This is a genomic window from Comamonas sediminis, assembly GCF_041107495.1.
Taxonomy (GTDB): domain Bacteria; phylum Pseudomonadota; class Gammaproteobacteria; order Burkholderiales; family Burkholderiaceae_C; genus Comamonas; species Comamonas sediminis.
Window position 1 is genome coordinate 1 of record NZ_JBGBDC010000005.1, and the last position, 26,498, is coordinate 26,498.

Consider the following 26,498-nt stretch of genomic DNA (forward strand, 5'->3'; position numbering starts at 1 on the left):
GCGTCGATGCGGTAGCTCCCGTAGCAGTAGCCTCTATCTCTGTACTGCCAACATCTAAACCAGTAGCAATAAAATTAACCGTACTTTGCCCTGCAGGTATCGTCACTGAGGTTGGAGTGGCACACACATCCGCTGCAGCACAGCGCAAGTTGACCACCACAGGGTCTGCACCTCCACTCACAACTCCATTTATTAAACGCTGAACTGCCAGCTCACTCTGATAGGTGTTCATCCCCTTACCCAGAACTGCTTTTGAGCCATAGGAGCGGATCAGCCTCAAGCCAAACTTCTCCCTCACCTCCACATTCAACACATTGCCAATCAACCCAGGCGCCGTAATATCAATCGCCGTCTTACCTTTGGTCAAAGCATTAACGGTAATGGGCACCGTCGCATAAATCTGCCCCGTAGGCACAAACACCTCAGCAGGACTCACAGCAGCAATCGCCGGATTCTGGCTAACAACAGAAACAGTAATCCCGCCCAGTGGAGCGGCTTTGCTCAACTGCACGCGAACCGTGCGGCTGAGCTCTTCATTCATCACCAGGTCTGCAGCAGGATCAGTGTTAAGACTGATGGCGTCCACATTTACGCTGGTCTGGCCGGACTGGTAGCCGGCAGCGGTTGCAGTCAAGGTGGTGGCACCCAAGGCCTTGCCATTGATGCTGAAGCTCACCCGGCTTTGACCCGCAGGGATGAGCACGGTGGCAGGAGCTTGGGCCAGACTGCTTTGCGCGACAGCCAAGTTAACGGTCAAGCCGCCTGCAGGGGCTGGCTCCGTAGCTTCCAATGTCACCGTAGTGCTGCCCGTCGGCGCCACCACTACGCTGGATGGCAGTACCAACGCCTTGCCCCTTACAGTGACGGTGGCCAGCGCGCTGGCGTAGCCGTCTGCCTGCGCGGTCAAACGACTGGTACCGTCGACCAAGCCAGTCACTTCAAAATTCACGCTCTGTTGTCCGGCTGGCACCACCAAGCTGCTGGGGGCAGACAGCACGGCCGTGTCCGCGTTGTCCAACCGCACGGCGACATTACTTGCAGCGGGTGCAGGCAGCGACAACGTCATCGGATAGTTGCGATTGACCCCGACCGTGGGGCTGGCAGGGGCCAAGCCCAAAGAAGGCAGGCTGACGACTTCGATGTCGGTTTCCGCCATGCCCAAAGTGGCATGGCTCGCCGTGATCCTGGTAACACCCAGGCTGCTGGCCTGCACCTCCAAATCGGCGCTGGTTTGCCCCTCAGGCACAGTGACCCGGGTAACAGCAGACGCAACCGAAGGAACGCTGCTGCTGACATCGATCAGCGTGCCGCCTGCGGGGGCTGGTGCGTTGAGCGAGACGCGCAGCATGGCCACCACACCGGGGCTGAGCTTGAGTTTGGCCGGCTCCAGCGCCAAAGGCGCTTGGCCGATATGCACCAGACCTTGCTGCACCAGGTAAGGGATACCGACGATGCCCCAGACCACCTGCGTGCGAATGGTGCCCGCAGGCACAGCGATCGCATTGAGCGAGTTGCCATTGGCGGTGTTGCCGGTACCTACCGGAGACGAGGCCAGGTCCATGCTGATGGCGGGCCCACTGTGGTGGTTGATGGCGGTGTTGTTGATGACGAGGGAAGCCGATTCAATCGCCACACCGCTGCCGTATTCGATAACGACATGGCCCAGTTGCGTCAGCGCCTGGTTGGTGCCTGCGGTGAAGCGCCATTGCCGCCAGTCACCGGCAGCGGGTGTCGCAGATGCCGAGGTGATCTTGATGGGCAAGCTGGAGGTGCCCACCGCCTGGAGTGCACCCCGCTTCAAAGTAAAGCTGGCCGCCGCTGCCATCTGGATGGTCACACCGGGTTCAATACTCAGGGTGGCGTTGTTGTCCACCATCACATCGCCCTGGAACAGATAGGGCGACTGCGCTGCACGCAGTGTTGTGTTGCTGGTGATCACACCCGTCACTGGCGTTTGTGCCAGGGCTGGCTGGGCCGCACAGAGCAGCATCAGCCAAAGGCCCAGCATCTGCAAGCCCTGCCAGGCCTTGCGTGCCCAGGCCGCAGCTTGGAGCAGTGAAGATGGTGATTGTTGTTGGTACATGCTTCCCCCGGTATTTCTCATTTTTTGTTGGCGCTCATAGGCGTCCACACGGCGCTTGCAGCCGGTGGTTGGCGGTCTGTTGGATGGCTGCGGTCTGGGCCACTTGCTGTGCATAGGCTGGCCAGCCGCCGTTGAGCCAATAGGCGGGAAGGGTGGCCATTGCGGTACTGGTCGCACTGGCGGAGCGGCCCGCTTTGGATGCGTCGGTGCTAGGCACCAAGGCCGCTTCGACCTGGACGCGCAAGGCATCGCTGACCACCCCATCGGTGATGACCACCAGCGCCTGGGCGTAGCCCGCATGACTTGCACGCTGAAGCCTGTCTTGGTAGGCGCGCGCAATGGCGGCTACCAGCTTGGCGTCGCGCTCTTTGCCGTCGACCCGGACAGCTACCAGCTGCTCGGGCGGCACAGGCCATTGGGCCTGGGGCGCACCTTGCATGGCTTCGCTGGCGGAGATCACGGTCCAGTGCATGCCCTGGCCCAATGCGGCTATCCAGGTCTGCGCATCCAAGGGCTGCAGCAAGGGCCCGCCCGCTGCTGCCCCCGCCTGCGCGGCTTGCCATGACCGGGCACCGCCCTGCACTGCCTGCAACTGGGCAAAGCCTTGTTGGCGCAGCTGACGGCAGGCCTGGTCCACATCGGCGTTGTCGAGCCCGGTGCCAACTAGCACCACGGGCGTTTGCTGCAAAAAGCGCTTGCTGGCGATGTCGGACAGCTGCATCTGCAAAGCGAGCGCAATGGGTGCTGTACGTTGCAGGCTGCGCGGGCGCACATCTACCAAGGTGGGTGGTTGGGCATTGGGGTGGGTGGCAGCCGCATCGGCAGCGCTGATCCAGCAGGCCTGGTCCAGCGCAACAGGTGCAGCTTGCACCGGCCATACGAGCGCAGCTGCGTTTGCAGTTGGGTCCGCATATTGCGCTGCCGAGCAGCCCAAGTCCTGGGACTGTGCTGAGGACACTGGCGCCGGTCCCCCCCAGGGGGCCGGCGGCGGGGAGACTGCAGTCGCATCTCTGGCTGTGCCACCCAGGCCCACACTGGCCAAGATGGCCAGTGCAGCGTGCGTGCCCCACCTGGGGCCGCACGCCATGTGCTTAGCGGCCATGGCCATCTCCAAGCACGCCCTTGCGTCGCAGCCCGGCCAACGCCGCCACACCGGTCAGCAGCGACAGCATCAGCACCGCCAGCCAACCCAAGCCCGGCACTGGTACGGCTTGCTCATCCGCAGGCAGTGGCCCACTTTGGATCACCGGGCCACCCGGGTCCTTGATCACGCCGTTCGCCACCAGGTCGTCATCGCCCAGCTGGCCATCGGTGATCGTGAAGCTCACCCGGTTGCCTTCCAGCTTCAGGTTCTTGGGCACATACCAGAGGCTGCGGCCACGCGAAGTGGGCGTGGGGCCGTACTTCATGTAGCTGCTCACCCCAAACAGGTTGGGCCACTCGGTGGTGATGGTCACAGTGCTGCCCACGTCGCAGCCGACCAGCTCGTACTCGAACACGCCATGCGGGAACAGCAGCACATCAAACAGCGGCAGCCAGCCTTGCGCCCGCTTGACGGATGTCTTGTCCGGGTTGAAGTGGCAGCTATCGCCTCCGCCCGTCACCCAGGCCTTGAGCGAGCCGGTGCCTGTTGGCGTGGGGATGGTGACTTGCTTGTCGTCCGTTGGTGCCGGGGTGTTCTTGAGGCCGAGCTTCACATCAGGCGCGCCGGCTGTCGTCACCACGACTTCGTAGTCACCCACGGTGGGGTTGGCGCTGAACATCAGCGATGCAGCCATGCCTTGTGCATCGGTGGTCGCCTGCACGGTCAGCGCGCCACCGGCAAAGACGGCACCGGCACCGCTGGCGGGCATGCTGAAGCTCAGCACACGCCCTGCCACTGGCTCACCCTGGCCGTTGACCAGTTGGACCCGGATCACTTCGGCAAAGTCGGTATTGACCACCGCCGACTGGCCGCCACCGGCCACCACCTGCAGGTTCAGCACCGGCGCGGTTGCCGCTGTGTTGGTCAAGGCAAACTGCACGCTGTCTGCCACGCCAGCGGCACTGGCCAGTGCATCAAAGCGGCCTTCAATATTGTTGGCGGTAAGCAGCGGCGAGCTGGCAAAGCCATCCGCATCGGTCTGTACCTCTACTTGCAAAGCGCCGCCTGCAAACGTGGCACTGGCTCCGCTGGACGGCAGCTCGAAGCGGATGCTGTGGTTGGCCACGCCTACGCCTTGGCCATCCACCAGCTTGATCTTGAGCGCTTGCGCAAAGGCAGCGCCCACAGGGGCCGACTGGCCGCTGCCAGAGACGCCGAGCAGCTGAAGCACTTGCACTGGCTGCGCCGTGTTGGTGAGCGAATAGGCCAGCTCACCGGAGACACCCACCGCCGTCGCACGCGCTTGGTAGCTGCCCTCCGCACCGTTGGCCGTCAGTACTGGCGAGATCGCCAGGCCTTGGGCATCGGTGGAGACGCTGGCGGTTTGGGAGCCATCAGCAAAGCTGGCAGTTGCCGCGCCGGCAGATGCCGTTGGCAGCGCAAACACGACCAGCTGGCCCGCCACGGCTGCGCCTTGCGCATCCACCACCTTGGCTTGCAAGCGCTGGGCAAAGGCCTGCCCCACTTGCGCGGTCTGGTTATCGCCAGCCACCTGCTGCAAGGTCAGGATGGGGGTTGCTGCGTCGCTGTTGCGCAAGTCAAAGCTGGCAGGGGTGTTGACGCCTTCCACACTGGCAAGCACCTGGTAGGCGCCCACGACGGCATTCGCGGTGATGGCATCGGTGCTCGCCAGGCCTTGGGCGTCGGTGCTGACCTGCAAGGCGGCAGTGCCGTTGCTGAACACCGCAGTGGCGCCGCTGGCAGGTGCGGTAAACCGCAGGGACTGACCGGCTACTGGGGCACCATTCTCATCTGCCAAACGCACCTGGAGCGGCGCCGCAAACGCAGTGCCCACTTGGGCAACCTGCTGGTTACCGCTGCTGATGGCCAAGGTCCAGTTCCTGGTGGCAGAGCCATCGTCCTTCCAGGCGGCCGATACCAGGCCAATCCACTGCGCCACGGGCTGCAATGCCGCATCACGCCCAGCACCTTGCGGCAGCGCACGCAGTTTTTGTTGCGCTTGTACCAGTGCCGCAATCGCATCGCCCAGCTTTTGCTGCTGGACAGCTTCGGCTGCTTGGTCGAACAGAGCAAGCAGCTGGGCTTTGTCTGCATCTGGCAAGCCTGCGATAGCGGGCACTGCTGCGCGTGCATTGGCCTCAGCCTGCTGCTGTGCAATGGTGCGCAGGTTGTGCGACCAGCTGTCCACCACCACCGCATCGGCGGTATTGCGCAGTTGCGATTCAAGGCTAAAGGCTTGCGCGTGCGCGGGCAGTTGCAGCCACAGCTCTACCGTCTGTGTTGCACCCGCTGCCAGATCCAGCGGCCAGCTGAGTTGATCGCCATTGACGGCAGCCGCAGGCTTGGACGACAGCAGCTGAGCGCCGTTGGCCAAGGCGGTGCTCAAGGTCAGCTGGCGGGCCTTGTCGTCGCCATTGTTGATGACGGTGCTCACCAACACGCTGGACTGGGCCAGCATCGGGTCCACCAGTTTGGGCTTGCTCAGCGCCATCTGGGCCTGGAGCCATGCGGTCCATTCCGTGCCGCTCAGCGGCTCACCCAGGCTGTCAAAGCCCATCGCCAGTACCTGGCCCTTGCCATAGCTGCTGCGCACGGCGGCGGTTTCTCCGCTGGCGTAGCGCAGCTCAGTGGCCGCCGGCGCATCGGCCACCAAAGCCCAGTTGGGGTTGGTGAGCGGCAGCGCGTTAGCGCCCAACTGCAGTGCAGCGTTAGGCAACGGCTGATCGGCATAGCTGCCCCACATATCGGCAATGGCGCGCAGAGGGGTATCGGCAGCGCCGTCCACCACCAGCGAGGCACCGCGCAGCACAGCGGCACGCACTTCCTCCTGCAGGGTGGCGCTCAAATCGCTCAGCGGTCCGCTCAGCCACAGCAGGCTGAAGTCGCCTGCACGCAGCGCCTTTTGGAAATCAGCTGCGGTAGCGGCGATGTCGGCCTCGCTGTCGAAAGCGGCCAGCACCGTTTGCGCGGTCTGGCGTTTTTGCGCGGCGCAGGCCTGGTCTGCAGCGCAGCCGATATAGGCCAGCACGCGCATACCCTGGTCTGCCGTTTGCGTGGCAGTCACTGCCTCGCTGGCCTGGATGCGGATCAAGGTAGAGGCGCTGTTGTTGCTGGTGATGTCGTCCTTGGTGGACGCGCCAATACGCGCGGCCACCGCAAACTCCTTGGCACTGCTGTCCTTGGCCGCTTGCAACTCCAGGGTCAATATCGCGGTGGAACGCGTGGCCATATCACCCAGGGTCCAGACGCCATTGGCATAGCTGCCCACGGCAGCCGAGTGGCTAAGCACAGCAAGGCCAGCTGGAATTTCCACATTCACCGAGGTCGCCACAGCGCTCGCCGGGCCCAGGTTTTCTGCGGTGATCATGACGGTGGATGTATCGCCGCGTTTGACCGTGGCGGGGGTGGCACCGGCGGCCACCTTCAGGTCGGCCTTGGGCTCTGGGTCGGGGTTCTCTGGCGTGGCAGCGCGCTTGGCAAACAGATAGCCGGATGCGGCAGCGCCTGCGGTCAGCTCAATGCTGCTGAACTTGCCTGCCTCACTCTGCCCACCCGCAGAGCCTGCCAGCGCTGTGCCATCCACCAGGCCATCGCTGACACCGGCCACCAGGGTGTAAACGCCCGGCTTGAGGTTGGTGAAGGTGAACGCGCCTTGCGCATCGGTATACGCCGTTTGCAGTTCGGCGGCGCCCGTGCTGGCCTGGGTGCCGCTCAGTTTGATCTCGGTCACGGGGATGCCGGGCTCGCCGCTGTCGCGCAGGCCATTGGCATTGCTGTCCCGGTACACCACGCCGGCAATGCTGGCCTCGGCCGCGCCGGCCACAAAGCCAATGCTGTACTGGCCACTGGTATTGGCATCGAAGATATTGAGAAAGTAGCTCCAGCTCAGGTCTTCATTGCGCTCCTTGGACAGCCAGACGTTTTCTGCAGGAACGATATAGCCATCCGCACGGGTGACCTGCACCGGCAGCTTGGCGCCACGCGCAGGATCGGGCACCCGGGCATAGGCAAAGCCCTGGGTCACCGGGCTAAAGCGCAGGCTGGCGTTGTTGCCCTGCATGGTCATCTGTGCCGATGCCGTCTGGTTCTGCACCTCGGTGTCGGCGCCATCGGATTCGTAGACCCGGTAGACGTCGCCATCCTTGGCGAGGAAGTCGCGTACCTTGTCGCGCCCGGGCAGATCGACGCGCACGTCCTGGATCAGGGTATGCGTGCGCACGTCCTTGATCAGCGAGGTGACGGCGCCGCCCAAAGAGTCTGCATGGGTAAAGCTGGCATTGAACTCGACAAACTTGCCTGCGAGGCTCGTAACCATGGACCAGCGGCCCATTTTGGAAGTACCAGACTCAATATCCCCAAAGTCCAAAAGCAGGCTCTTGCCTGCTGGTTGGTCGCCGACATAGCCGCCGAGAATCTGAAAGCTGATCGCCAGGCCCTGCCGGTTCTCCACAATGCGGGGCTGGGCCGTGTCGATCTTGGTCTTGTGAGAGGTGCCGCCACCCTGGTTCTTGATTCGGACGCCCAAGGTGAAGGGCTCTGCCGCTTCGGTCTCTGGTGTGAATGCGTCATCGGCATACACATCGCGCGGCAAGAAGTAATCCAGCACCAGCTCTGGCTGGGGGCGCACCACGATGGATTCCGGCGCCACGTCAACCGAATCGGCCTTGCCATCGAGCGTATAGCTGACCTTGGCGCCCACGTAGTACACAGCGCCTTGCGGGTTGCTGCCGCCACTGCCTGCCGCGGGAATGATGAGCCAGTTGATGTTGGCCACCGCCTTGGGTGCGATGACACCGTTTTGCAGGCCGGTGATGCCAGTCACCTGGTCGGTACGGTAGAAGAAGGTGGCGCCCTGGGCATTGGGGTCCGACGTGGCAACCACCAGGTTGTTGTTGGCATCGAGGAACTTCAGCTCGATGGAGACGTTCTCCAGCCTCTGGTCTGCCAGGCCATTGGTGATGACCATCTTGGCGTCAAAGGCCTGGCGCTCCAGCGAAAGCTTTTGCTCGATGACAATTTTGACTTCTGCACACACGGCATCCGCTGCCTGCGCAAAGGCACTGCTGATCGAGTACAGCAGCCCCAGAACCAACATGCCCACCACCGTTGCCCAGCTGGTAAACAGCGGGCGGCCCCTCATGTTTTTATACATACCCTGTGTCCAATTTTTATAGGCCCGGGTGCGCAGACTCCCCCCCTCAGCCTCGACTCAATCGATGCTTGTCAATGGATGGACCGTATTGGCAGAAATCCATTGATAGCCCTATTGCATTTTGAAGCGCATTTGAAAGAACACTGCTTACATGACGCTGACGCGCAGTTAGGCAAACACAACAACCACGAAAGGTGGTGAGTGCTTACAAATGGATATGGCTTCGCCAGTCAGCTCTGCAGAGCAGTCGCAGAAATAAATGGGACAACGATTGGAGAGCGTCTCAAAGAAAACGACGCTGGTGGATCAACCGAGTCTGTCCAGACCAGGGGTTGCGCAGCGGGCCCGTCAGGCCAGCCGAGGCTGCCGCAACTGCTGCATGCGGTAGATCAGCGCCTGCGGCAGGCGCCGCGCCACGGCGATATCGACCGCGTCGCGGCCCTTGAAGTCGGCCACGGAGACATCGGCGCCAGCGTCGAGCAGCAGCTCCAGGGTTTTGAGCCGGCCCAGGCGGGCGGCATAGAAGACAGGGGTTTCGCCATGCTCACGCAGGTTGAGCAAGGGCCGGGCTTGCAGCAGCGCGCGGCACATGGCTTCGTCATCGCGCCACACGGCGGCCCATAGGGAGTAGCTGGCATTGGCACCGTGCGAGAGCAGCAGCTTGACCAGTGGCAGGTTCTCGCCCCGGGAGACGGCAAACCACAGCGCGGTGGCACGGAAGTCGCCATTGCACTCGCCCATCGGCGCCTGGGCCTCCAGCGGCGCGCCAGCGGCCAGCAAGGTGGCCACCGTTTCCAGACCATTGGTATCGGCCGAATGGGCGTTTTGCGGCAATACGCCGCAGGCCACCTGCAAGGCGGTGCGCCCCTTACTGTCCACCGCCTGGGCCCACTGAGGCGCCTGCGCCAGCCAGGCGGCCAGCAAACGTGCATCCCAGCGCTTGGCGGCAGCAAACCATGCGGACTTCGAGGGCAGGCTCATGCAGGGCTCCTTGAGACGGGGGGACCACGCTCCAACGCGCAATGTACACCGATACCGCCAGAGACCCACCTTGGCCGCAGGCAGTTTTCCCCGACCTGCGGCCCCCCGCTGAGAGCGTTGACCTGGCCAGGTTTACTGTGCCGCCACCCAGTCGATCAGCGCATCCCAGGCAGGACGCGCCTGGGGCGCGTTGTCGCTGTTGGCCATCGCCACGACGACCCAGCGGCGCCCGTCGCGGCCATTGACATAGCCGGCAATGGCCGAGGCATCGCGCAGGGTGCCGGTCTTCAGATGGGCGCCGCCGGTGTGGGCGCTCTTGCTGTTTTTCATCGTGCCGTCCACACCAACGATGGGCATGGAGGCCATCAGTTCGGGCATGACGTTGGAGTTCCAGGCAACCGAGAGCATCTTGGCCAGCGAGCCGGCGGTGATGCGCGCATCGCGTGAGAGACCGGCACCGTTGTCGATGGTGGGCGCGGCCATGCCGGGCACGCGCTCGCTCCACCACTGCGCCACCGCCTGGCGGCCGCCTTCAAAGGTGCCGACCCCGGCGCGCTCCTTGCCCAGGGTCAGGAACACCTGCTGGGTCATCACATTGTTGCTGTACTTGTTGATGTCGCGCACCACCTCACCCAGTGTGGGCGAGCTGAAGCTCATCAGCGGCTGCACGCCGTCGGGCGTCGTGCCCATGCGCACCTGGCCGGTGACCTTGCCGCCCAGCTCACGCCACATGCCTTCGAACACACGGGGCGCAAAGCGGTCGGGCGCGGCAGGCGCCACGGCCCAGCTGTTTTCTCCGCAGGCAGCCGGGTAGCCGCCCAGGAACTGGATCTGCGTGGCATCGGCCAGCTGCGCTTTCAGCGCGCCGCGCCAGTCACCACAGGCATTGCCCTTGGTCTTGAGCAGGGGCACGGTGCTGGGCAGCCGCAGATGCGCAACGGCGGGCTCGTAGGCGATACGGGCCACGCCGGCGGCCGCATCGGGGATGAAGCGCATCGTCAGCGACTTGTAGTTCAGCAGCAGCGCATCGGGCACGGCGTTGTAGGGCCGGTAGGGCTCGTTGTCAAAGCGTGCGGGGTCGATGGGCGGCAGCGAGAAGGCCGAGCGGTCCAGCACCACATCGCCGACGATGACCTGGATGCCCTGGCCCAGCAGTCGCCGCTGCAGCAGCCAGAGGCGCTCCATCACCAGCTTGGGGTCGCCCGAGCCCTGTACATACAGATTGCCATTGAGGGCGCCCTGGGCAACCTGGCCGTCGGTCGCAATGCGGGTGTCCCAGGTGTAGGCGGGGCCCAGAATCTCGAGCGCCGCATAGGTGGTCACCAGCTTCATCACCGAAGCAGGGTTGCGGCCCACATCGCTGTGCACATCGAGCAGCGGGCGCTGCGCGCCGCTGACATCCATCACCACCACGGAGACCGCATCGGGCGCTACCTTGCCGCGCTGCAACGCGGCTTCGACCTCGGCCGGCAGGCGGTCGGCAGGCCAGGCGCTGGCGGCTGCGGCAGGGGCCTGCATAGCTGCGCTGGCCGGTACCGGGGCTGCCTGGGGCGCTACAGCCACGGGCTGGGCCAGCCGGATAGGCTTGGGCGCCGGGTCGGCAGCCGGGGCGGCCGGGGTCTGGGCGCAGGCGACCTGGCTGAGCGCAATCGCGAGCGGGAGCAGCCAGCGGCCGCTGCCGCCGGACCGGCCGGGATTCAGCCCTGCCAGGGACGGAGAAAGGGGCGCCATCGGAGAAATCTGTTGCATGGGCAGCAGTCTAGCGGCTATGCCCAAGCCCGGCATGCAGCCTTGGCTTTGCCCCGATAATGGCAGGTTGCCGCCCCTGCACAGGGGCTGAAACCGGGCGCTTGCACAGTGCCCGCGCGCGCCCTACCCCATGAACCTGCTTGCCCTCGAATCCAGTACCGACACCCTCTTCATTGCCACCGCACGGAATGACCGGCGCTGGCTGCACAGCGGTGCCGGTGGCCAGCACACCTCCAGCCAGTTGCTGCCGGCGGTGCGTGGCCTGATGGCCGATGCGGGCCTGGGCTTCGACGCGCTGGATGCGATTGTGTTTGGCCGGGGCCCTGGCTCGTTCACCGGCCTGCGCACCGCCTGCGCCATTGCCCAGGGCCTGGCCTTTGTGGCCAACGGCGGCCAGGGTGTGCCGGTGCTACCGGTCGATACCCTGATGGCGGTGGCCGAAGAGGCCCGCCTGCAACATGGTTGCACCCAGGTGCTGGCCTGCTTGGACGCGCGCATGGACGAGGTCTACAACGCCGTCTACCAGTATGCCGATGGTCACTGGCAGACCTTGGGCGATCTGCAGGTCTGCCCGCCGCAGGATGTGCAGGTGCCCCCAGGCTTTGTGGTGGCCGGCAATGCCCAGCCCATCTATGGTGAGCGCCTGGCGCCCGGTGCCACCCATCTGCAGGCCATGCCCACCGCCCAGGCCTTGCTGAGCCTGGCGCCCTACCTGCTGGCCCAAGGCCAGGCGGTGGCGGCGCAGGATGCGCTGCCCCTCTATATCCGCGACAAGGTCGCCAAGACCACGGCCGAGCGCGAGGCTGAAAAGCAAGCCCAGGCGGCCGGCAGCCCAGGCAGTGCGCCATGAGCCTGCCCGCCACGCCCCAGCTGCGCTGGTCCGCGCTGCGCGCCGATGACCTGGACGCGCTGCTGGCCATTGAGAACCAGTGCTACAGCCACCCCTGGACGCGGGGCAATTTCATCGATTCGATGGCCATGGGCTATGCGATGCAACTGCTCTGGGCCGACGAGGCGTTGATCGGCTACTTTGTCGCCATGCAGGGCGTCGATGAGCTGCACCTGCTCAACATCACCGTCAACCCGCAGCACCAGCGCCAGGGCTGGGCCAAGGTGCTACTGGAGCAGCTGCGCAGCTGGGCCGTCAGCGCACGCGCCCAGACGATCTGGCTGGAAGTGCGCATCAGCAATCTGCGCGCCCAGCAGATCTACCTGCAGTTTGGATTTGAATCGGTAGGGCTGCGAAAGCGCTACTATCCGGTATCCCATGTCGAACGCGAGGACGCCATGGTCATGCGTTATCTGCTGCCTACCACCCCATGAGCCTGAACCTGGACGCCCGCCAACGCGCCATGCTGCAAGAGATGGGCCACCCGCTGTGGTGGCCCGAATCGCCCGCGCCTGCCGCCCAGACCGCGCCCGAGGTGACTCCGGCCCCCACCCCGGTGGCCGCAGTGCGGCTGCACGCGGAGCCTGTGCCTGCAACGGGAGTGACCGCTGCACCGGCTGCACCTGCAGCACCTACGATGCCAGCGGCTGCCATCCCAGAGACGGCAGCGCCAGCACCTGCGCCAACGCCAGCCCCCGCGCCTGCGCCTGCAGCGGCCCGGACCACCTCGCCGCAGGCGCTGCCGGCTGATTTTCCGCGTGTGCGCTTTGCGCTGCGCGCGCCGGTGCTGCTCGATCTGCAAGGCAAGCAGCCGCCGCCTGTCGCTGCCACCCAGCCTGCCTGGCTGGTAGTGGCCGAGCTGCCCGAAGGCGCGCCCCAGCAGGGTGAAGCCTGCCAGCTGCTGCTGCAGATGCTGCGGGCCATGCGCCTGACCGATGCCCCCGTCTACTGGGTGCCGCTGGCCCGCATCCCCGCCAATCAGGAAGGCGATGATGGCTTGCCCAGCTACAGCATCGATGCGCTGGTGCAGGAATGCCAGCCTGCGATGGCCCTGCTGCTGGGCCTGCCGGCGGTGCGCCACCTGATGCCGGGCGACCAGCCCTTCTCCCGCCTGCGCCAGCAGCTCCACCAGTTGGGCGGCAGCCAGCTGCCGGCCGTGGTCAGCTACGACCCGAGCCACCTGCTGCGCACACCCCAGGCCAAGGCGGCAACCTGGGCCGATCTGTGCTTCGCGCTGGCCCAGGCCGGCCGTTAAATTTCCTCACAAACCTGCCAATTTGCCTCCAATCTGTCTCCGATGGGCCTCCAACGGGACGCCATCAGGCGAATGTAGGCACCCACTGACAGCGGCTGGCGTGGGGTGTTGACAACGCTGCAACCCCACAAAGCGCATCGTCATGCGCAGCGGATGCGGGAATGCCATAATGGCGCCCATTCACAAACCGGAGTCTCTCCTTGGATCCCTACCCAAGTTGGTAGCTTCCACCCTGGCAAGCACATGGCTGCACATGGGTCGGAAGCGCCCCCCGCCCCCTTTTGCAGACCAATAACAACAAGGAAGTGAGCCTATGCTCAACATCTTTACGCTTGCCAATGGCCGTCTGGTGCAGGAAGAGATCGAATCCCTGCAGGACCTGGCCCGTTTTCAGCCGATCTGGGTCGACCTAGAGTCCCCCACCCTTGAAGAAAAGCGCTGGATCAAGCAGCACTACGGCCTGTCCATTCCCGAAGACGCGATGGACCAGGACATCGAGGAATCGGCCCGTTTCTACGAAGAAGACAATGGCGATCTGCACATCCGCAGCGACTTCCTGATCGATGACGAAGACGACCCGCGCAGCGTGCGCGTGGCCTTCATCATGAACCTGCACAATGCGTCACTCAAGAGCTATGGCGTGCTGTTTTCCATCCATGATGAGGATGTGCCGGTGTTCCGCCTGCTGCGCCTGCGTGCCCGCCGCGCGCCCGGCCTGATCGAGGACAGCAAGGACGTACTGCTCAAGCTGTTCGATGCCGACGCCGAGTACTCGGCCGACACCCTGGAAGGCATCTACGACGACCTGGAAAAAGTCAGCACCCAGGTGCTGGCCGGCAATGTGACCGACACCCATGCGAGCGAAGTGCTCTCGGCCATCGCCCGCCAGGAAGACTTGAACGGCCGCATTCGCCGCAATGTGATGGACACCCGCCGTGCCGTGAGCTTTGTCATGCGCAGCAAGATGCTCAACTCCGACCAGTTCGAGGATGCGCGCCAGATCCTGCGCGACATCGAATCGCTGGACAACCACACCGCCTTCCTGTTCGACAAGATCAACTTCTTGATGGATGCGACCGTCGGTTTCATCAACATCAACCAGAACAAGATCATCAAGATCTTCTCGGTGGCCAGCGTCGCGCTGCTGCCACCCACCTTGATCGCCAGCGTCTACGGCATGAACTTCAAGTACATGCCCGAGATCGACTGGCAATATGGCTATGCCTACGGTATTGCGCTGATGGTGGGCAGCGCGCTGATCCCGATGCTGTACTTCCGCAAGCGCGGCTGGCTCAAGTAACGCCCCCCGCGCGCGCTACACCTGCTTGGGCCGCAGGCACCACAGCGCCGTTGCGGCCATCGAGGCGGCGAGCATCAGCACCCAGAGGGCGCCCAGCTGCCACTGCTCCAGTGCCAGGCCAAACAGAAAAGGGGCGCTGGCCTGGGTCATGCGGGCCGGCACCATCAGCAGGCCCTGGCGCTGGCCATAGCCTTGCGCACCAAACATCGCCAGCGGCAGCGTACCAATGACGACCGTCATGATGCCGTTGCCCAGCCCAAAGGCCAACGCATAAGCCCAGGCACCCGGTGCACCAAAAACCGCCAGCAGCAAGGCCGCCAACGGATAGGCCGTCACGGCAATGCGCGCTGACCACAGCGGATGGGCGCGGCGCAGCAAAGCATAATCTGCAATGCGGCTGGCCACCTGGGCAGGGCCCACCAGCGCTGCCGCAGCGACGGCCGCTGTCGCGCTGGCGCCGCTGACCATCAGCAGGCGCGGCAGGTGCGACATCATCGAGGTGCCGATGAACCAGATCGCTGCAAAGGTCAGCGCCAGCAAGACCAGGCTGAGCCACTGGCCCCGCAAAGCAGCGGCAGGCGCGGCCGCCGGCAAGCCCGTTGGTGGTACCACCGCATCGGCGCCGGCACGCGCGGGCGCACGGGGCAGGCTCGCATGCAACGGCAGCAATACCAGCAACTGCACCCCCGCCCAGACCAGGCAGGCTTCGCGCCAGCCCCAGCCATGCAGCAGCCAGGTGGTCAGCGGCCAGCTCAAGGTGCTGGCAAAGCCCCCAAACAAGGTGATGCCGACAATGCTGCCCCGCGCTGCCTTGCCGTAGAGGCGCACCGAGGTGGCAAAGGCCGCCTCGTACAGCCCCGCTCCCATCGCCAGGCCGAGCAGCAACCAGACCGCAAACAGCTGGACCTGGGTCTGCACCTGCGACAGCAGCACCAGCCCCAGCGCAAACAGCAGGTTGGTGGCCATCAGCAGCGGGCGCCCGCCCCAGCGGTCGATCAGCCGCCCGGCCACTGGCCCGGTGAGCGCCATCATCAGCAACGCCACCGAGAACGCGGCAAAGATGCGCGATGGCGGTATGCCCAGGCTCTCGCCCATCGCGCCGGCCAGGATGGCGGGCAGGTAGAACGCCGAGCCCCAGGACAGCATCTGCCCCAGGCCCAGTTTGCAGGTGGTCAGCACCTGGCCGGGCGCAAAGGATGGAGCGGAAAAAAGGGGCATGGTCAGATCAAGGCAGCGCGCCATTGTGACCAGGCTTGCCGCGCTGCACAGTCACCCGCGCTACCGGGCGGGCCATTCAGCGGGCCGGCAAGCTCCGCACCAGGCTGCCGATGATGTGCTGCGCATAGCGGCTGGAGATCGTATGGATGAAGCGGGGAAAGTCCAGGTGCGCGCTGTCGTCGGCCCGGTCGGAGATGCTGCGCATCGCCGCAAACGGCAAGCCGTGGTCGGCGCAGACCTGGGCGACGGCGGCGCCCTCCATCTCGACGGCCAGCGCATCCATGCCCGCTGCCCGCAAGCCGCTGCGCAGGGCCTGCACTTCGGCGGCACTGCTGACAAAACGGTCGCCGCTGACGACGAGACCCTGGTGCATCTGCGGCGCGGGCAGGCCCAGTTCGGCCGTCCAAGCGGCTCCGCCACCGGCCAGGCATTGCTGCACGGCCACGGCCAGTTGCGCGCTCAGCGCAGCATCGCAGTCGAAAAGGGCCCGGCCATAGCCCGGCACCTCGTAGCGCGGGAAGATCGGCGAGGCGTCCAGGTCGTGCTGCGCATAGCGGGTGGCCACGACCACATCGCCCACCTGCACACCGTCGCCCAGGCCTCCGGCCACACCGGTAAACACGATGCCGCGTGCGCCAAAGCGCTCGATCAGGGTCGCAGCCGTGCTGGCCGCCGCCACCTTGCCGATGCCCGACAGCGCCAGCACCACCGCCTGGCCGTGCAGCTGACCGCAGCTATAGCGGCGGCCGGCATGGTCGTGGATGCGGGCATCGGTCAGCAGCGCAGCAATGCCGGCCTGCTCCTCGGGAAGGGCGCTGAGAATGGCAAGGGTCACGTCGGAATCCAGAAAAGGCAAAGCGGAGATTGTCGCTGCAATCTCCGCTTTGTCTTACTGGTCTGCGGCGCTCAGGCGTTGGTGCTTTGGTCGCGCAGCTCGCGCCGCAGGATCTTGCCGACCGGGGTCTTGGGCAGGTTGTCGCGGAACTCGATGTACTTGGGCCGTTTGTAGCCGGTCAGGTGCTCGGCGCAATGGGCGCGCAGCTGTGCCTCGGTCACATCGGCGGACTTGCGTACCACCACCAGCTTGATCGCCTCGCCCGTCTTCTCGTCGGGCACGCCGACCACCGCGCATTCGGCCACGCCGGGGAAGGATGCGGCCACGTCCTCCACCTCATTGGGGTAGACGTTGAAGCCGCTGACCAGCACCATGTCCTTCTTGCGGTCGACGATGCGGAACATGCCATCGGGCTCCATGATGCCGATATCGCCCGAGCGGAAGAACCCGTCCTCGGTCATGGACTTGGCCGTCTCGTCCGGGCGCTGCCAGTAGCCGGCCATCACCTGCGGGCCGCGTATGCACACCTCGCCGCGCTCGCCTTGTGGCACCGGCTCGCCGGCATCGTCGAGGATGGCCATGTCGGTGCCCGGCATCGGGTAGCCGATCGAGCCCGAGGCCTTCTGGCCGGTGCCGACGAAGTTGCAGCTGGCCACCGGGCTGGTTTCTGAGAGGCCATAGCCTTCGACGATGGGCTGGCCAACGCGCTGCAGCCAGCGCTCGGCCACGGACGATTGCACCGCCGCGCCGCCGCCCACGACCACGCGCAGGTTCTTCCAGTTCACCTTGTCAAAATCGGGGTGGCTCATCAGGCCGTTGAACAAGGTGTTGACGGCTGGCAAGGTATGGAACTCATACTTGCCCAGCTCGCCCAGCACCGCCTTCATGTCGCGCGGGTTGGGGATCAGCAGCACCTGGTGCCCAAGGCGCATCGACAGCAGAAAACAGACCGTGAACGCGAAGATATGGTAGAGCGGCAGCGCACAGACACACAGCGGCTGCTCCCCTTGCGGAATGGTCTTGAGCGCCGGCCCGTACCAGGCCTGCACCTGCAGCACATTGGCGCCCAGGTTGCGGTGCAGCAGCACCGCGCCCTTGGCTACGCCGGTGGTGCCGCCGGTGTACTGCAGCGCAGCGACATCGTCCAGCCCGATCTCGACCGGCGAGAAGCTGTGGCGCTCGCCCTCCCGGATTGCATCGGGATAGCGGATGCTGCGCTCCAGGGTGAAAGGCGCGACCAGCTTCTTGCTGTGGCGCACCACGTAGTTGACGATGCTGCCCTTGATCAGACCCAGGCAATCGCCCATGCTGCAGACAATGATCTTCTCGAGCTGGCGGTGGGCCGGGCAGTTCTGCACGGTGGCGCCAAAGTTCTCCAGCACGATCATCACCTTGGCGCCGCTGTCCTTGAGCTGGTGGTCCAGCTCCGAGGCGGTATAGAGCGGGTTCACATTGACCACCACGAGGCCCGCGCGCAACACGGCAGCGACAGCCGCCGCATACTGCGGCACATTGGGCATCATCAGCGCTACGCGGTCGCCCTTGGCCAGCGGCAAGGTCTGCAGGTAGGCGGCCAGCGCCACGCTGTAGTCGTCGAGCTGGCGGTAGCTGAAGCGCGCTCCCATGAAATGCAGCGCCGTGCGGTCGGCGTACTGGATGAAGGCCTGGTTGAGCAACTGCACCAAGGTGGGAATGCGCTCAGGATCAATGTCCTCGGGAATCTCTGGGGGGTAAGTGGCCAGCCATGGGCGTTCGGTCATGCACAAGTCTCCTGTCGGTCATACAGCGGGTGCCGGCGCCCAGTGCGCCCGGCTTGCTGTTGAGCCATGTTGTTCGATGTGACCCTATTGTGCAAATTCTGGGCCCATTCCAAGTCTGGATATACCCGTAAAAAGACAAAAAAAAGCCATGACCGAGGCCATGGCTGCTGCAGAGCAGGGGAAGCGATCAGCGCTTGGCGGGTGCGGCCGCGGCGGGTGCTGTCCCCGCAGGGGCAACCACCGACGCTGCTTTCTCCTCAGCGGCCTGCGGATTGGGCTTTTCCTTGCCAAACAGTACATCGGAGTCGTCCTGCTTGGTCTCGTAATACGGCTGCTGGTCGATTTCGTAAGGGAAAGGTGGCACGGTCAGCACACCATTGAAGTAGCCGGTGCTCTCACGCATGGAGCGCGCCAGTGCTTGCGCCCAGCGGTCCAGCGAGCGGCCAGCGGCCAGAAAGTCCACGCTGCTGCGGATCGGCGGACGCACCAGGCGCTGGTCCACCAGCACCTGCGCTTCGACATAGCCGCCATTGCTGGTGGTGAACTGGTAGGACACATAGGCCACCGGGCGCGCAAAGTAGACACCAGCGGCCTCCAGGCGGGATGCCATCGCCGCATCGTTCTGCGCCAGCCAATCGCTGCTGTTGGCGGTGCGCTTGATGCGCAGGCAGTCCACGCGGCCAATGTTCAAGCCCTGGGTGCGCTCGACCAGCACGCCCTTTTGCTTGGGGCAGTCCTGGGTCCAGACGGTGTTCTTGTTGTTCAGGTCATCGACGTTGGAGCGCAGCGACATCACGCCCACCAGTTCGCCCAGCCTGGTGCGCATCTGCCAGAGCTTGGCCTGCAGCGGCTTGTCCTTGGCCAGGTCTTCGGGCAGCACATCGAGCACCTCGCTGTCGGTGCCCCAGTAGGTCCAGCGCAGGTCCGTGTTCTGGTCCATGGACACGAGGGTGCGGCCCACCGGCTCCACATTCGAAGGCAGCGGTGCGCAGGCGCTCAGCACTACGGCTGCGGCGGCGCACCCCAGCCAGGACAGAGAACGGGCAGCGGAAAAAGACATAGACGGATCCTGAAAACAGTGGCGGCGGCCCACAGACAGCGCGTGGCCTGTGCCACACCGCCAAGCCCTGCATCATAGCAAGGCCGTTGCGGATTCTGTCCGAGGCCGCCGGGCTGAATCAGGAGACTTCGGCAGCGAATGTATCCAAATGCTTCACTTGCTCTGGCAACTGGCCGGCAGGTACTGTTGCGCCGCGCCATCAGCGATGCAATGCCAGACCACCTTGCCGCCCTCGCCCTGCATCGGCTGCATCTGCAACTGGCCGTGGATGGTCAGCGCGGTCAGCGACATGTCCTCGCTGTCATACATCAGCCTGCCTTCCTGCTCGGGCGACACACCGGCATCGGACAGGGAGTCAGGCACTTCCTCATAGGTCTGGTAGTAGCGCGACAGCGCCTGGCGCACCGGCTCGGCCTGGGTCCATTCCTTCTCGAAGGCCTCCTTGCCCTTTTGCGACTGCATGCCTTGCATCAGCATCTGGCTGAAGGCACCCCCACCGGCGCCGCCCTTGAGTGCCGGTATCGCGACCGCAGCAGCGATACCGATGATCGCGATCACCATCAGCAGACCCACCGCCCCGCCGCCAGCCCGGCCGCCATAGGGCACGAACAGCGCGAACAGATAGGAGAAGGGATTGCGGCCCGGCATCTTGATGCCGGGGCTGATCATGCGCGCCACGCGCTTGGTCAGCCAGGGGTAGCCACTCAGCAGCTCGTGCAGATCGGGGAAGAAGCCCCGGTTGCTCATGGTCTGGCGCGCATACTGCACCAGGTTGATGGTTTTCCACTTCTGCGCGCCAGCGGCGAGCACCGACAGCGCACGGCCTGCGGACTCCGAGCCTTCGCAGCAGGCGCGGCCGTGCAGGTCGCAGGTGTACTCCTTGGCACGCGCGTAGGCAGCCCCGACCAGCGGCAGCCACAGCACCGGCATGCGCCAGAAGTGCCCGGTCAGGTGGCCCTGCTTGATATGGCCCAGCTCATGGCCGAAGTAGAAGTTAATGCCATCGGGCAAGGCACGCATGGCGTCGACCGTGTCGCTCAGCACGATGACGAAGTTGCGGCCCAGAAAGCGGGTCGCAAAGGCATTCATCAAGCCATCGCCTTGCAGCAGATAGGCCTCGGGCGGGTCGACCAGCTCCAGCTTCTTGCAGCACTGCAGGTACTGCAGGTACAGGTCGGGGAACTGCTCGTCCGACAGGCGCACGGCAGTGCCGCGCAGCCACGCAATCAATGCCGACTGTGCAAAAAGATAAAAAATGAAACCGACGAGCAGGTAGATCAGCACCGTGCCCAGGGTCAGCAACAAGATCAGCAACCATGCCAACAGACCCAGAACCAGGGTGATGGCGCCCAGTGTCCGCTCGCGCGGATACACCCACTCCTTCATATGTATCTCCTCTGTAAAGAGCGCGTATCATGCCCGAGACACGCGGCCTTTATAGAGAGAATTTATAAGATGTTGCAAAGCAGCAACTGCCGCGATCTGAAGCTTACTTGCGGCTTACTTCGCGCAAGGTGACCAGCTCTTCGGCCATCGTCGGATGGATGCCGATCGTCTGGTCAAACAGCGCCTTGGTGGCACCGGCCTTGAGAGCCACCGCAAAGCCCTGGGTGATTTCGGCGGCATCGGCGCCGACCACATGCAGGCCCAGCACCTTGTCGCTGGCGTCATCGACGACCAGCTTGACCAGGCAGCGCTCGCTGCGCCCCGACAAGGTATGGCGCAGCGGCTTGAAATCGCTGCGGTAGATGCGCACGGCCCCATGGCGCTCGCGGGCCTGGGCCTCAGTCAGGCCGACGGTGCCGATCTGCGGATGGGTGAACACCGCCGTCGGGATGTTGTCGTAGTCCATGGCCCGTGCATCCTTGCCGGCCTCGGGGCCCCAGATATGGTCCACCCAGGCCATCGCTTCGGCCAGCGCCACCGGGGTCAGCTCCATGCGCCCCACGACATCGCCCAGCGCATGCACGCTCGGCTGGGCGGTGGCCATCTGCGCATCGACGACGATGGCGCCGCTCTTGTCCAGCGCAATGCCCAGCGCCTCCAGCCCCAGGCCGCTGACGTTGGCCTTGCGGCCGGTGGCGTACAGCACCTGGTCGGCTTTCAGGGTGCTGCCATCGGCCAGGGTCAGGGTGCGCTCGCCGCTGGCAGTGTCGCAGGCAATGGATGTCACCTCCGTCTTCATGCGCAGCTCCACCCCGCTCTTGCGCATTTCCTCGGCGACAAAGCTGCGCACCTCGTCGTCAAAGCCGCGCAGAATCTGGTCGCCCCGGTGCAGCAGGCTCACCTGGACGCCCAGCCCGTGGAAGATGCTCGCCATCTCGCAGCCGATGTAGCCGGCGCCCACGACCACCAGGCGGCGCGGCAACGTAGCCAGGTCAAACATGTCGTCGGAGACGATCACATGCTCGCTGCCGGGCAGGTCCGGGCGCACCGGCGTGCCGCCGGTGGCGATCAGGATATGGGCGGCGCGCAACGTGCGCACATCGGCGCCATCGGCAGAAACCACCACCGTGTGGGCATCGGTCAGACGGCCCTGGCCGGCGATGCGCTCCACCTGGGCATTGCGCATCAGGCCTTCATAGATGCCATTGAGGCGGGTGATTTCCCGCGCGCGTGCTGTCTTCAGCGCCTGCCAATCCAGCGCAATGGTCTCGGGCATTTGCCAGCCATAGCCACGCGCCTCGTCAAAGGCCTCGGCGTAACCGGCCGCATAGCTGTAGAGTTTTTTGGGAATGCAGCCGACGTTGACGCAGGTGCCGCCCATGGCCTTGGACTCCACCACCGCCACCCTGGCGCCCCGCGCTGCCGCCATGCGTGCGGCCCGCACGCCCCCCGATCCGCCACCAATCACCACCAGGTCCAGATCCCAGGAATGGCTTGTCTGCATGCTGTGCGCTCCTTTGTTTGCGATGCATGGCATTGTGCAAAAACACCGGCCGCAGTGCGCGTGTGCGGTTATCGCCGCATCGCGTAGGCCCAAAAGCAAAGCCTGCAATGCGGGTGCGATTGCAGGCTTTGGCGGCCAGTGCCCCAGGCACTGGCAACGCAGGCAGATTTACTTGACCAGCTGGGCCAGGTCGCCGGCGCTGTACTTCTTGGCCATCTGCTCCAGGCTGTAGCCCTTGATCTTGCCGCCCTGGCCTTCGCAGCCGAACTCGATGTAGCGGGCCTTGCAGACTTGCTTGGCGGCTTCACGGGCGGGCTTGAGCCATTCGCGGGCATCAAACTTGTCGGGGTTCTCGGCCAGGAACTTGCGCACCGCGCCGGTCATCGCCAGGCGGATGTCGGTGTCGATGTTGATCTTGCGCACGCCGTACTTGATGGCTTCCTGGATCTCTTCGACGGGCACGCCGTAGGTTTCCTTCATCTTGCCGCCGTACTGGTTGATGATGGCCAGCAGCTCCTGGGGCACCGACGAGGAGCCATGCATCACCAGATGGGTGTTGGGGATGCGGGCATGGATTTCCTTGACGCGCGAGATCGCCAGGATGTCGCCGGTGGGCTTGCGGCTGAACTTGTAGGCGCCGTGGCTGGTGCCGATGGCAATGGCCAGCGCGTCCAGCTGCGTGGCCTTGACGAACACGGCCGCTTCCTCGGGGTCGGTCAGCATCTGGCTGTGGTCCAGCTTGCCTTCGGCGCCAATGCCGTCTTCTTCGCCGGCTTCACCGGTTTCCAGGTTGCCCAGGCAGCCCAGCTCGCCTTCGACGGTGGCACCGATCTGGTGGGCCATCGCGACGACCTTCTGGGTCACATCGACGTTGTAGTCGAATGACGACGGGGTCTTGCCGTCGCTCATCAGCGAGCCGTCCATCATCACCGAGCCAAAGCCCAGGTTCAGCGCGCCCTGGCAGACTTCGGGCGTCGTGCCGTGGTCCTGGTGCATCACCAGCGGGATGTGGGGGTACATCTCGGCAGCAGCCTGGATCAGGTGCTTGATGAAGGGCTCACCGGCATACTTGCGGGCGCCGGCGCTGGCCTGCAGGATCACGGGCGCACCCACTTCGTCTGCCGCCGACATCACGGCCTGGACCTGCTCCAGGTTGTTGACGTTGAAGGCAGGGATGCCGTAGCCATTTTCGGCGGCATGGTCGAGCATTTCGCGCATCGAGATCAAAGGCATGGTGGTCGTGTCCGTTCTAATGCAAAGAAAGAGTGCTGCAGCGGCCACAGCAGCCGCGTCAACACCCTGGATTCATGTCTGCGGCATGGTAACCGCTTGGTAACTGCCTATTTTAGCAAGCTCAGGCCATCTGGGCGAGCGGCATACTGAGGCGGTAGCAAGTGGTATAGGGCGCCAGCGCCTGCGGCTGCGCAAAACTGCCCCCGTGCAGCGCCATGATGCGCTGCACGATCTGGTGGCCCAGCTGCAGGCTGTCCACCGGTTCGGGCACGGGCTGCTGCTGCACGCGCCCGCCATCATCGCAGACCTGCAGCCAGCACTGTCCCCCGTCCATGCCGCCCTGCACCTCGATCTGCGTGCCCTCGGGGGTGTGGCGCAGCGCGTTCTCGACCAGGTTGCGCAAGGCCACCTCCAGCAGCACGGCATGGCCTTTCACCCACAGTTTTTCAGGCATCTCTACCGCCACGCTGCTGCCCCGGCGCCAGGCCGCCTGCGCGTATTCGGCCACCATGCTGCGGGCCAGCTGCGCCAGGTCCACCGGTGCGGCCTGCTGGGTCAGCGCCACCCGGTTGCTGCGGGCCAGCGCCAGAATCTGGTTGAGCACATGGCCTGCGCGCAGCGCATCGGCATGCAGGCGCTGCACCGCCTGGGCCTGCTGGGCCGGGTCCAGCCCGCCTTGCAGGGATTGCGCATGCAGGCTGATGGAGGCCAGCGGCGTGCGCAGCTCGTGGGCGACCTGGTTGGCCAAGGTCCGCTCGCGCTCCATCGCCTCGTCATTGCGGTCCAGCAAGCTGTTGAAGGCCAGGGTCACCGCCCGGAACTCCTGCCAGTTGTGGCCGGTGGACAGGCGCTGGCCCTGCTCGGGTTCGAGCTGCTCCACATCGCGCGAGAGCTGGGTCAGCGGCTTGAGGCCGGCGCGGATCGTCAGCCCCAGCACCAGGGTGACGACCGGCAGCAGCCACAAGCCCGGCAGAATCATCTGCCCGGCAATGTCATCGGCCAGGTCATCGCGCTCCTGCAGGTTGACCAGTACCGCCACCTTGCGCGTGTGTTCGGTGTTCCACTGGGTAAAGGTGCGCCAGACCTCATGCCTGGCGCCCAGCTGCGCATCAAAGAAGCCGCTGCGTCCATCGGCAAAATGCAGGCGCGGCGCACTGCCGACGTTGAGTACCAGGTCACCGTCGGCAGTCCAGACCTGCAGACTCATCGACTGCTGGTAGTCATGCGCATGCAGCCCCGGCAGCGGCACCCGCTCGGTCGGCAGGCCCGCCGGGATTTGCGCGCTGTAAGGAATGTTGAGCACCAGCGCGGCGACGCCGGCCAGGTGCCCGTCGGTCAGCTCATCGGCCTCTTCGATACCTGTTTGGTAGGCCCAGTAGACAAAGCTGGCCCAGACAACCACCAGCGCCCCCAGAATCCAGACCAGCAGCCGGGTGCGCAGCTGCGGCAGGCGCGGGGGCTTGGCCGCCAGGTTCACGATGCCTGGTCCTGGGGCATGAAGTAGCCCACGCCACGCATCGTCAGGATGTAGTCGGCGCCGAGCTTTTTGCGCAGGTGGTGGATATGCACCTCCACCGCATTGCTCTCGACCGAGGCATCAAAGCTGTAGAGCTTTTCTTCAAGCTGCTGGCGCGACAGCACCCTGCCATGGGCCTGCAGCAGGATCAGCAAGATCGTGTAGGCCCGGGGCGAGAGCTCGACGCCTTCGTCCCGCAGCCGCACCTGGTGCAAGGCCGGGTCCAGCACCAGGTCGCGGTAGTGGATCAGCGGATTGGCGCGGCCCGCCGCGCGGCGGACCAGCGCGCGCAACCGGGCCTGCAGCTCTTCGGCATCGAAGGGCTTGGAGAGGTAGTCGTCCGCGCCCAGGTCCAGGTTTTCAATGCGGTCATGCACGCCGTCGCGGGCCGTCAGCACGATGACCGGCGTCGCCGGATCGGGCAGGCTTTTGCGCAGGCCCGTGGGCGGCGGCGCATTGCGCAGCTGCTGCAAGAGGCGCGAGCCGTCGCCATCGGGCAGGCCCAGGTCGAGCAGCACGACGTCAAAGCCCTCGGCCGTCAGCGCACGCCAGGCCTCGGCCAGTGTCGGGCACCAGTCCACCGCATGGCCGCGCTGCTGCAGATTGGCCTTCAGGCCCTCGGCAATGCCGGCATCGTCTTCCACCATGAGTATGCGCATGGCTGGCATTGTGCATGAGTTGCGCCACCGCGCCTATGCCCGGCGCCCTGCACCTGGGACATTAAGAAGCCCTTAAGCCGGTCGGCGCAGCATGCAATGATGCCTTCCTGCCCTCCCGTCCCCCTGACCGAACCCCGCCCCGCTCTCTACAACCCCCGCTGGCTGCTGGCCACCGTGCTCAGCTTTTTGCTGATTGCGCTCTGGGATGTCTCGGGCCAGGACCTGGCGCTGGCCCAGGTCTGGGGCACCGCCCAGGGCTTTGCGCTGCGCGACGACCATTTCCTGGTCACCTACATGCACCAGGGCATGCGCAACCTGGGCTGGGTGATCGTGCTGGCCTTGAGCCTGGGCGTCTGGATGCCGTTTGGCCTGCTGCGCAAGCTGCCAACGGCCCGCCGGGTGCAGCTGCTGGTCAGCATTCTGGCGTCTCTGGCGGTGGTGGCCATCCTCAAGCGCAGCAGCGCCACCAGCTGCCCCTGGGATCTGTCGGTCTTCGGCGGCGTGGCCGAGTATGTATCACACTGGCGCTGGGGCGTGCATGACGGGGGCGCGGGCCGCTGCTTTCCGGCCGGCCATGCGGCTGCGGGCTTTTCCTTTGTTGGCGGCTATTTTGCGCTGGCCCGCGACACACCGCGCGCTGCCCGCTGGTGGCTGGCCGTGGCGCTCGTGATGGGCCTGCTGCTGGGCCTGGGCCAGCAGATGCGCGGCGCCCACTATATGAGCCACACCTTGTGGACCGCCTGGCTGTGCTGGACCGCAGGCCTGGTCATCGACATGGGCATGGCACGCCGCCGTCTCAGCGCCTGAGCGCCT

General features: G+C 65.0%; 19 protein-coding genes. 5 read left to right on the forward strand and 14 right to left on the reverse strand.

Going from position 1 to position 26,498, the window contains the following annotated elements:
* From AB7A72_RS12220 to dacB, 5 genes are all read right to left on the reverse strand, one after another.
* Nucleotides 1-2,131 (reverse strand): hypothetical protein (locus AB7A72_RS12220; protein WP_369460138.1); only part of this gene is annotated, 2,131 nt, incomplete at its 3' end.
* On the reverse strand, nucleotides 2,118-2,954 hold the full coding sequence (locus AB7A72_RS12225; RefSeq protein ID WP_369460139.1) for a rhodanese-like domain-containing protein: 837 nt from the start codon (nucleotides 2,952-2,954) through the stop codon (nucleotides 2,118-2,120). The genes AB7A72_RS12225 and AB7A72_RS12220, both read right to left, overlap by 14 nt.
* A gap of 220 nt (nucleotides 2,955-3,174) precedes the next feature.
* Complete coding sequence (locus tag AB7A72_RS12230) at nucleotides 3,175-8,340, reverse strand: choice-of-anchor U domain-containing protein (RefSeq protein ID WP_369460140.1); 5,166 nt, start codon at nucleotides 8,338-8,340, stop codon at nucleotides 3,175-3,177.
* 348 nt (nucleotides 8,341-8,688) lie between these two features.
* Nucleotides 8,689-9,321, reverse strand: a complete 633-nt coding sequence (locus AB7A72_RS12235; protein ID WP_369460141.1) for an ankyrin repeat domain-containing protein — start codon at nucleotides 9,319-9,321, stop codon at nucleotides 8,689-8,691.
* A gap of 132 nt (nucleotides 9,322-9,453) precedes the next feature.
* Nucleotides 9,454-10,839: a D-alanyl-D-alanine carboxypeptidase/D-alanyl-D-alanine endopeptidase gene (dacB, locus tag AB7A72_RS12240; RefSeq protein WP_312451055.1), complete on the reverse strand. Its 1,386-nt coding sequence runs from the start codon at nucleotides 10,837-10,839 to the stop codon at nucleotides 9,454-9,456.
* A 361-nt stretch (nucleotides 10,840-11,200) separates the two neighbouring features.
* Here dacB and tsaB point away from each other — a divergent pair, with 361 nt between their 5' ends.
* The 4 genes from tsaB to corA all read left to right on the forward strand — a co-directional run bounded on the left by tsaB (nucleotide 11,201) and on the right by corA (nucleotide 14,514).
* Nucleotides 11,201-11,920 (forward strand): tRNA (adenosine(37)-N6)-threonylcarbamoyltransferase complex dimerization subunit type 1 TsaB, encoded by a 720-nt coding sequence (gene tsaB, locus AB7A72_RS12245; protein ID WP_369460142.1) that lies wholly within the window; start codon nucleotides 11,201-11,203, stop codon nucleotides 11,918-11,920.
* Nucleotides 11,917-12,393, forward strand: coding sequence for a ribosomal protein S18-alanine N-acetyltransferase (rimI, locus tag AB7A72_RS12250; protein ID WP_369460143.1), 477 nt, complete (start codon nucleotides 11,917-11,919; stop codon nucleotides 12,391-12,393). Before tsaB ends, rimI begins: the two co-directional genes overlap by 4 nt.
* Nucleotides 12,390-13,214 carry a uracil-DNA glycosylase family protein gene (locus AB7A72_RS12255; RefSeq protein WP_369460144.1) on the forward strand — a complete coding sequence of 275 codons (825 nt, stop codon included), beginning with the start codon at nucleotides 12,390-12,392 and terminating at the stop codon, nucleotides 13,212-13,214. The genes rimI and AB7A72_RS12255 overlap by 4 nt, the downstream gene beginning before the upstream one ends.
* Nucleotides 13,215-13,527: 313 nt before the next feature.
* On the forward strand, nucleotides 13,528-14,514 hold the full coding sequence (gene corA / locus AB7A72_RS12260) for a magnesium/cobalt transporter CorA (protein ID WP_239809765.1): 987 nt from the start codon (nucleotides 13,528-13,530) through the stop codon (nucleotides 14,512-14,514).
* Nucleotides 14,515-14,529: 15 nt separating this feature from the next.
* Here the strand turns inward: corA and AB7A72_RS12265 are convergent, their stop codons facing one another.
* The 9 genes from AB7A72_RS12265 to AB7A72_RS12305 all read right to left on the reverse strand — a co-directional run bounded on the left by AB7A72_RS12265 (nucleotide 14,530) and on the right by AB7A72_RS12305 (nucleotide 25,685).
* On the reverse strand, nucleotides 14,530-15,732 hold the full coding sequence (locus AB7A72_RS12265) for an MFS transporter (RefSeq protein WP_369460145.1): 1,203 nt from the start codon (nucleotides 15,730-15,732) through the stop codon (nucleotides 14,530-14,532).
* Between the two features lie 76 nt (nucleotides 15,733-15,808).
* The gene (locus tag AB7A72_RS12270; RefSeq protein WP_369460146.1) at nucleotides 15,809-16,567 is read right to left on the reverse strand and encodes a 5'-methylthioadenosine/adenosylhomocysteine nucleosidase; all 759 of its coding nucleotides are present in this window, start codon (nucleotides 16,565-16,567) and stop codon (nucleotides 15,809-15,811) included.
* A gap of 71 nt (nucleotides 16,568-16,638) precedes the next feature.
* Nucleotides 16,639-18,327: an AMP-binding protein gene (locus AB7A72_RS12275; RefSeq protein ID WP_239809768.1), complete on the reverse strand. Its 1,689-nt coding sequence runs from the start codon at nucleotides 18,325-18,327 to the stop codon at nucleotides 16,639-16,641.
* Nucleotides 18,328-18,514: 187 nt separating this feature from the next.
* Complete coding sequence (locus tag AB7A72_RS12280; RefSeq protein ID WP_239809769.1) at nucleotides 18,515-19,387, reverse strand: hypothetical protein; 873 nt, start codon at nucleotides 19,385-19,387, stop codon at nucleotides 18,515-18,517.
* Nucleotides 19,388-19,540: 153 nt separating this feature from the next.
* Complete coding sequence (locus AB7A72_RS12285) at nucleotides 19,541-20,773, reverse strand: M48 family metallopeptidase (protein ID WP_369460147.1); 1,233 nt, start codon at nucleotides 20,771-20,773, stop codon at nucleotides 19,541-19,543.
* A gap of 103 nt (nucleotides 20,774-20,876) precedes the next feature.
* A complete protein-coding gene (gene gorA, locus AB7A72_RS12290; protein WP_369460148.1) occupies nucleotides 20,877-22,277 on the reverse strand; it encodes a glutathione-disulfide reductase in 1,401 nt (466 codons plus the stop codon).
* Between the two features lie 168 nt (nucleotides 22,278-22,445).
* Complete coding sequence (gene fba / locus AB7A72_RS12295; RefSeq protein WP_239809772.1) at nucleotides 22,446-23,510, reverse strand: class II fructose-bisphosphate aldolase; 1,065 nt, start codon at nucleotides 23,508-23,510, stop codon at nucleotides 22,446-22,448.
* 121 nt (nucleotides 23,511-23,631) lie between these two features.
* The gene (locus AB7A72_RS12300) at nucleotides 23,632-24,981 is read right to left on the reverse strand and encodes a histidine kinase dimerization/phospho-acceptor domain-containing protein (RefSeq protein ID WP_407064983.1); all 1,350 of its coding nucleotides are present in this window, start codon (nucleotides 24,979-24,981) and stop codon (nucleotides 23,632-23,634) included.
* A 2-nt stretch (nucleotides 24,982-24,983) separates the two neighbouring features.
* A complete protein-coding gene (locus AB7A72_RS12305; RefSeq protein WP_239809774.1) occupies nucleotides 24,984-25,685 on the reverse strand; it encodes a response regulator transcription factor in 702 nt (233 codons plus the stop codon).
* Between the two features lie 99 nt (nucleotides 25,686-25,784).
* Between AB7A72_RS12305 and AB7A72_RS12310 the strand changes: the two genes are divergently transcribed.
* Nucleotides 25,785-26,492, forward strand: coding sequence for a phosphatase PAP2 family protein (locus AB7A72_RS12310; RefSeq protein ID WP_369460150.1), 708 nt, complete (start codon nucleotides 25,785-25,787; stop codon nucleotides 26,490-26,492).
* Nucleotides 26,493-26,498: the final 6 nt, after the last annotated feature.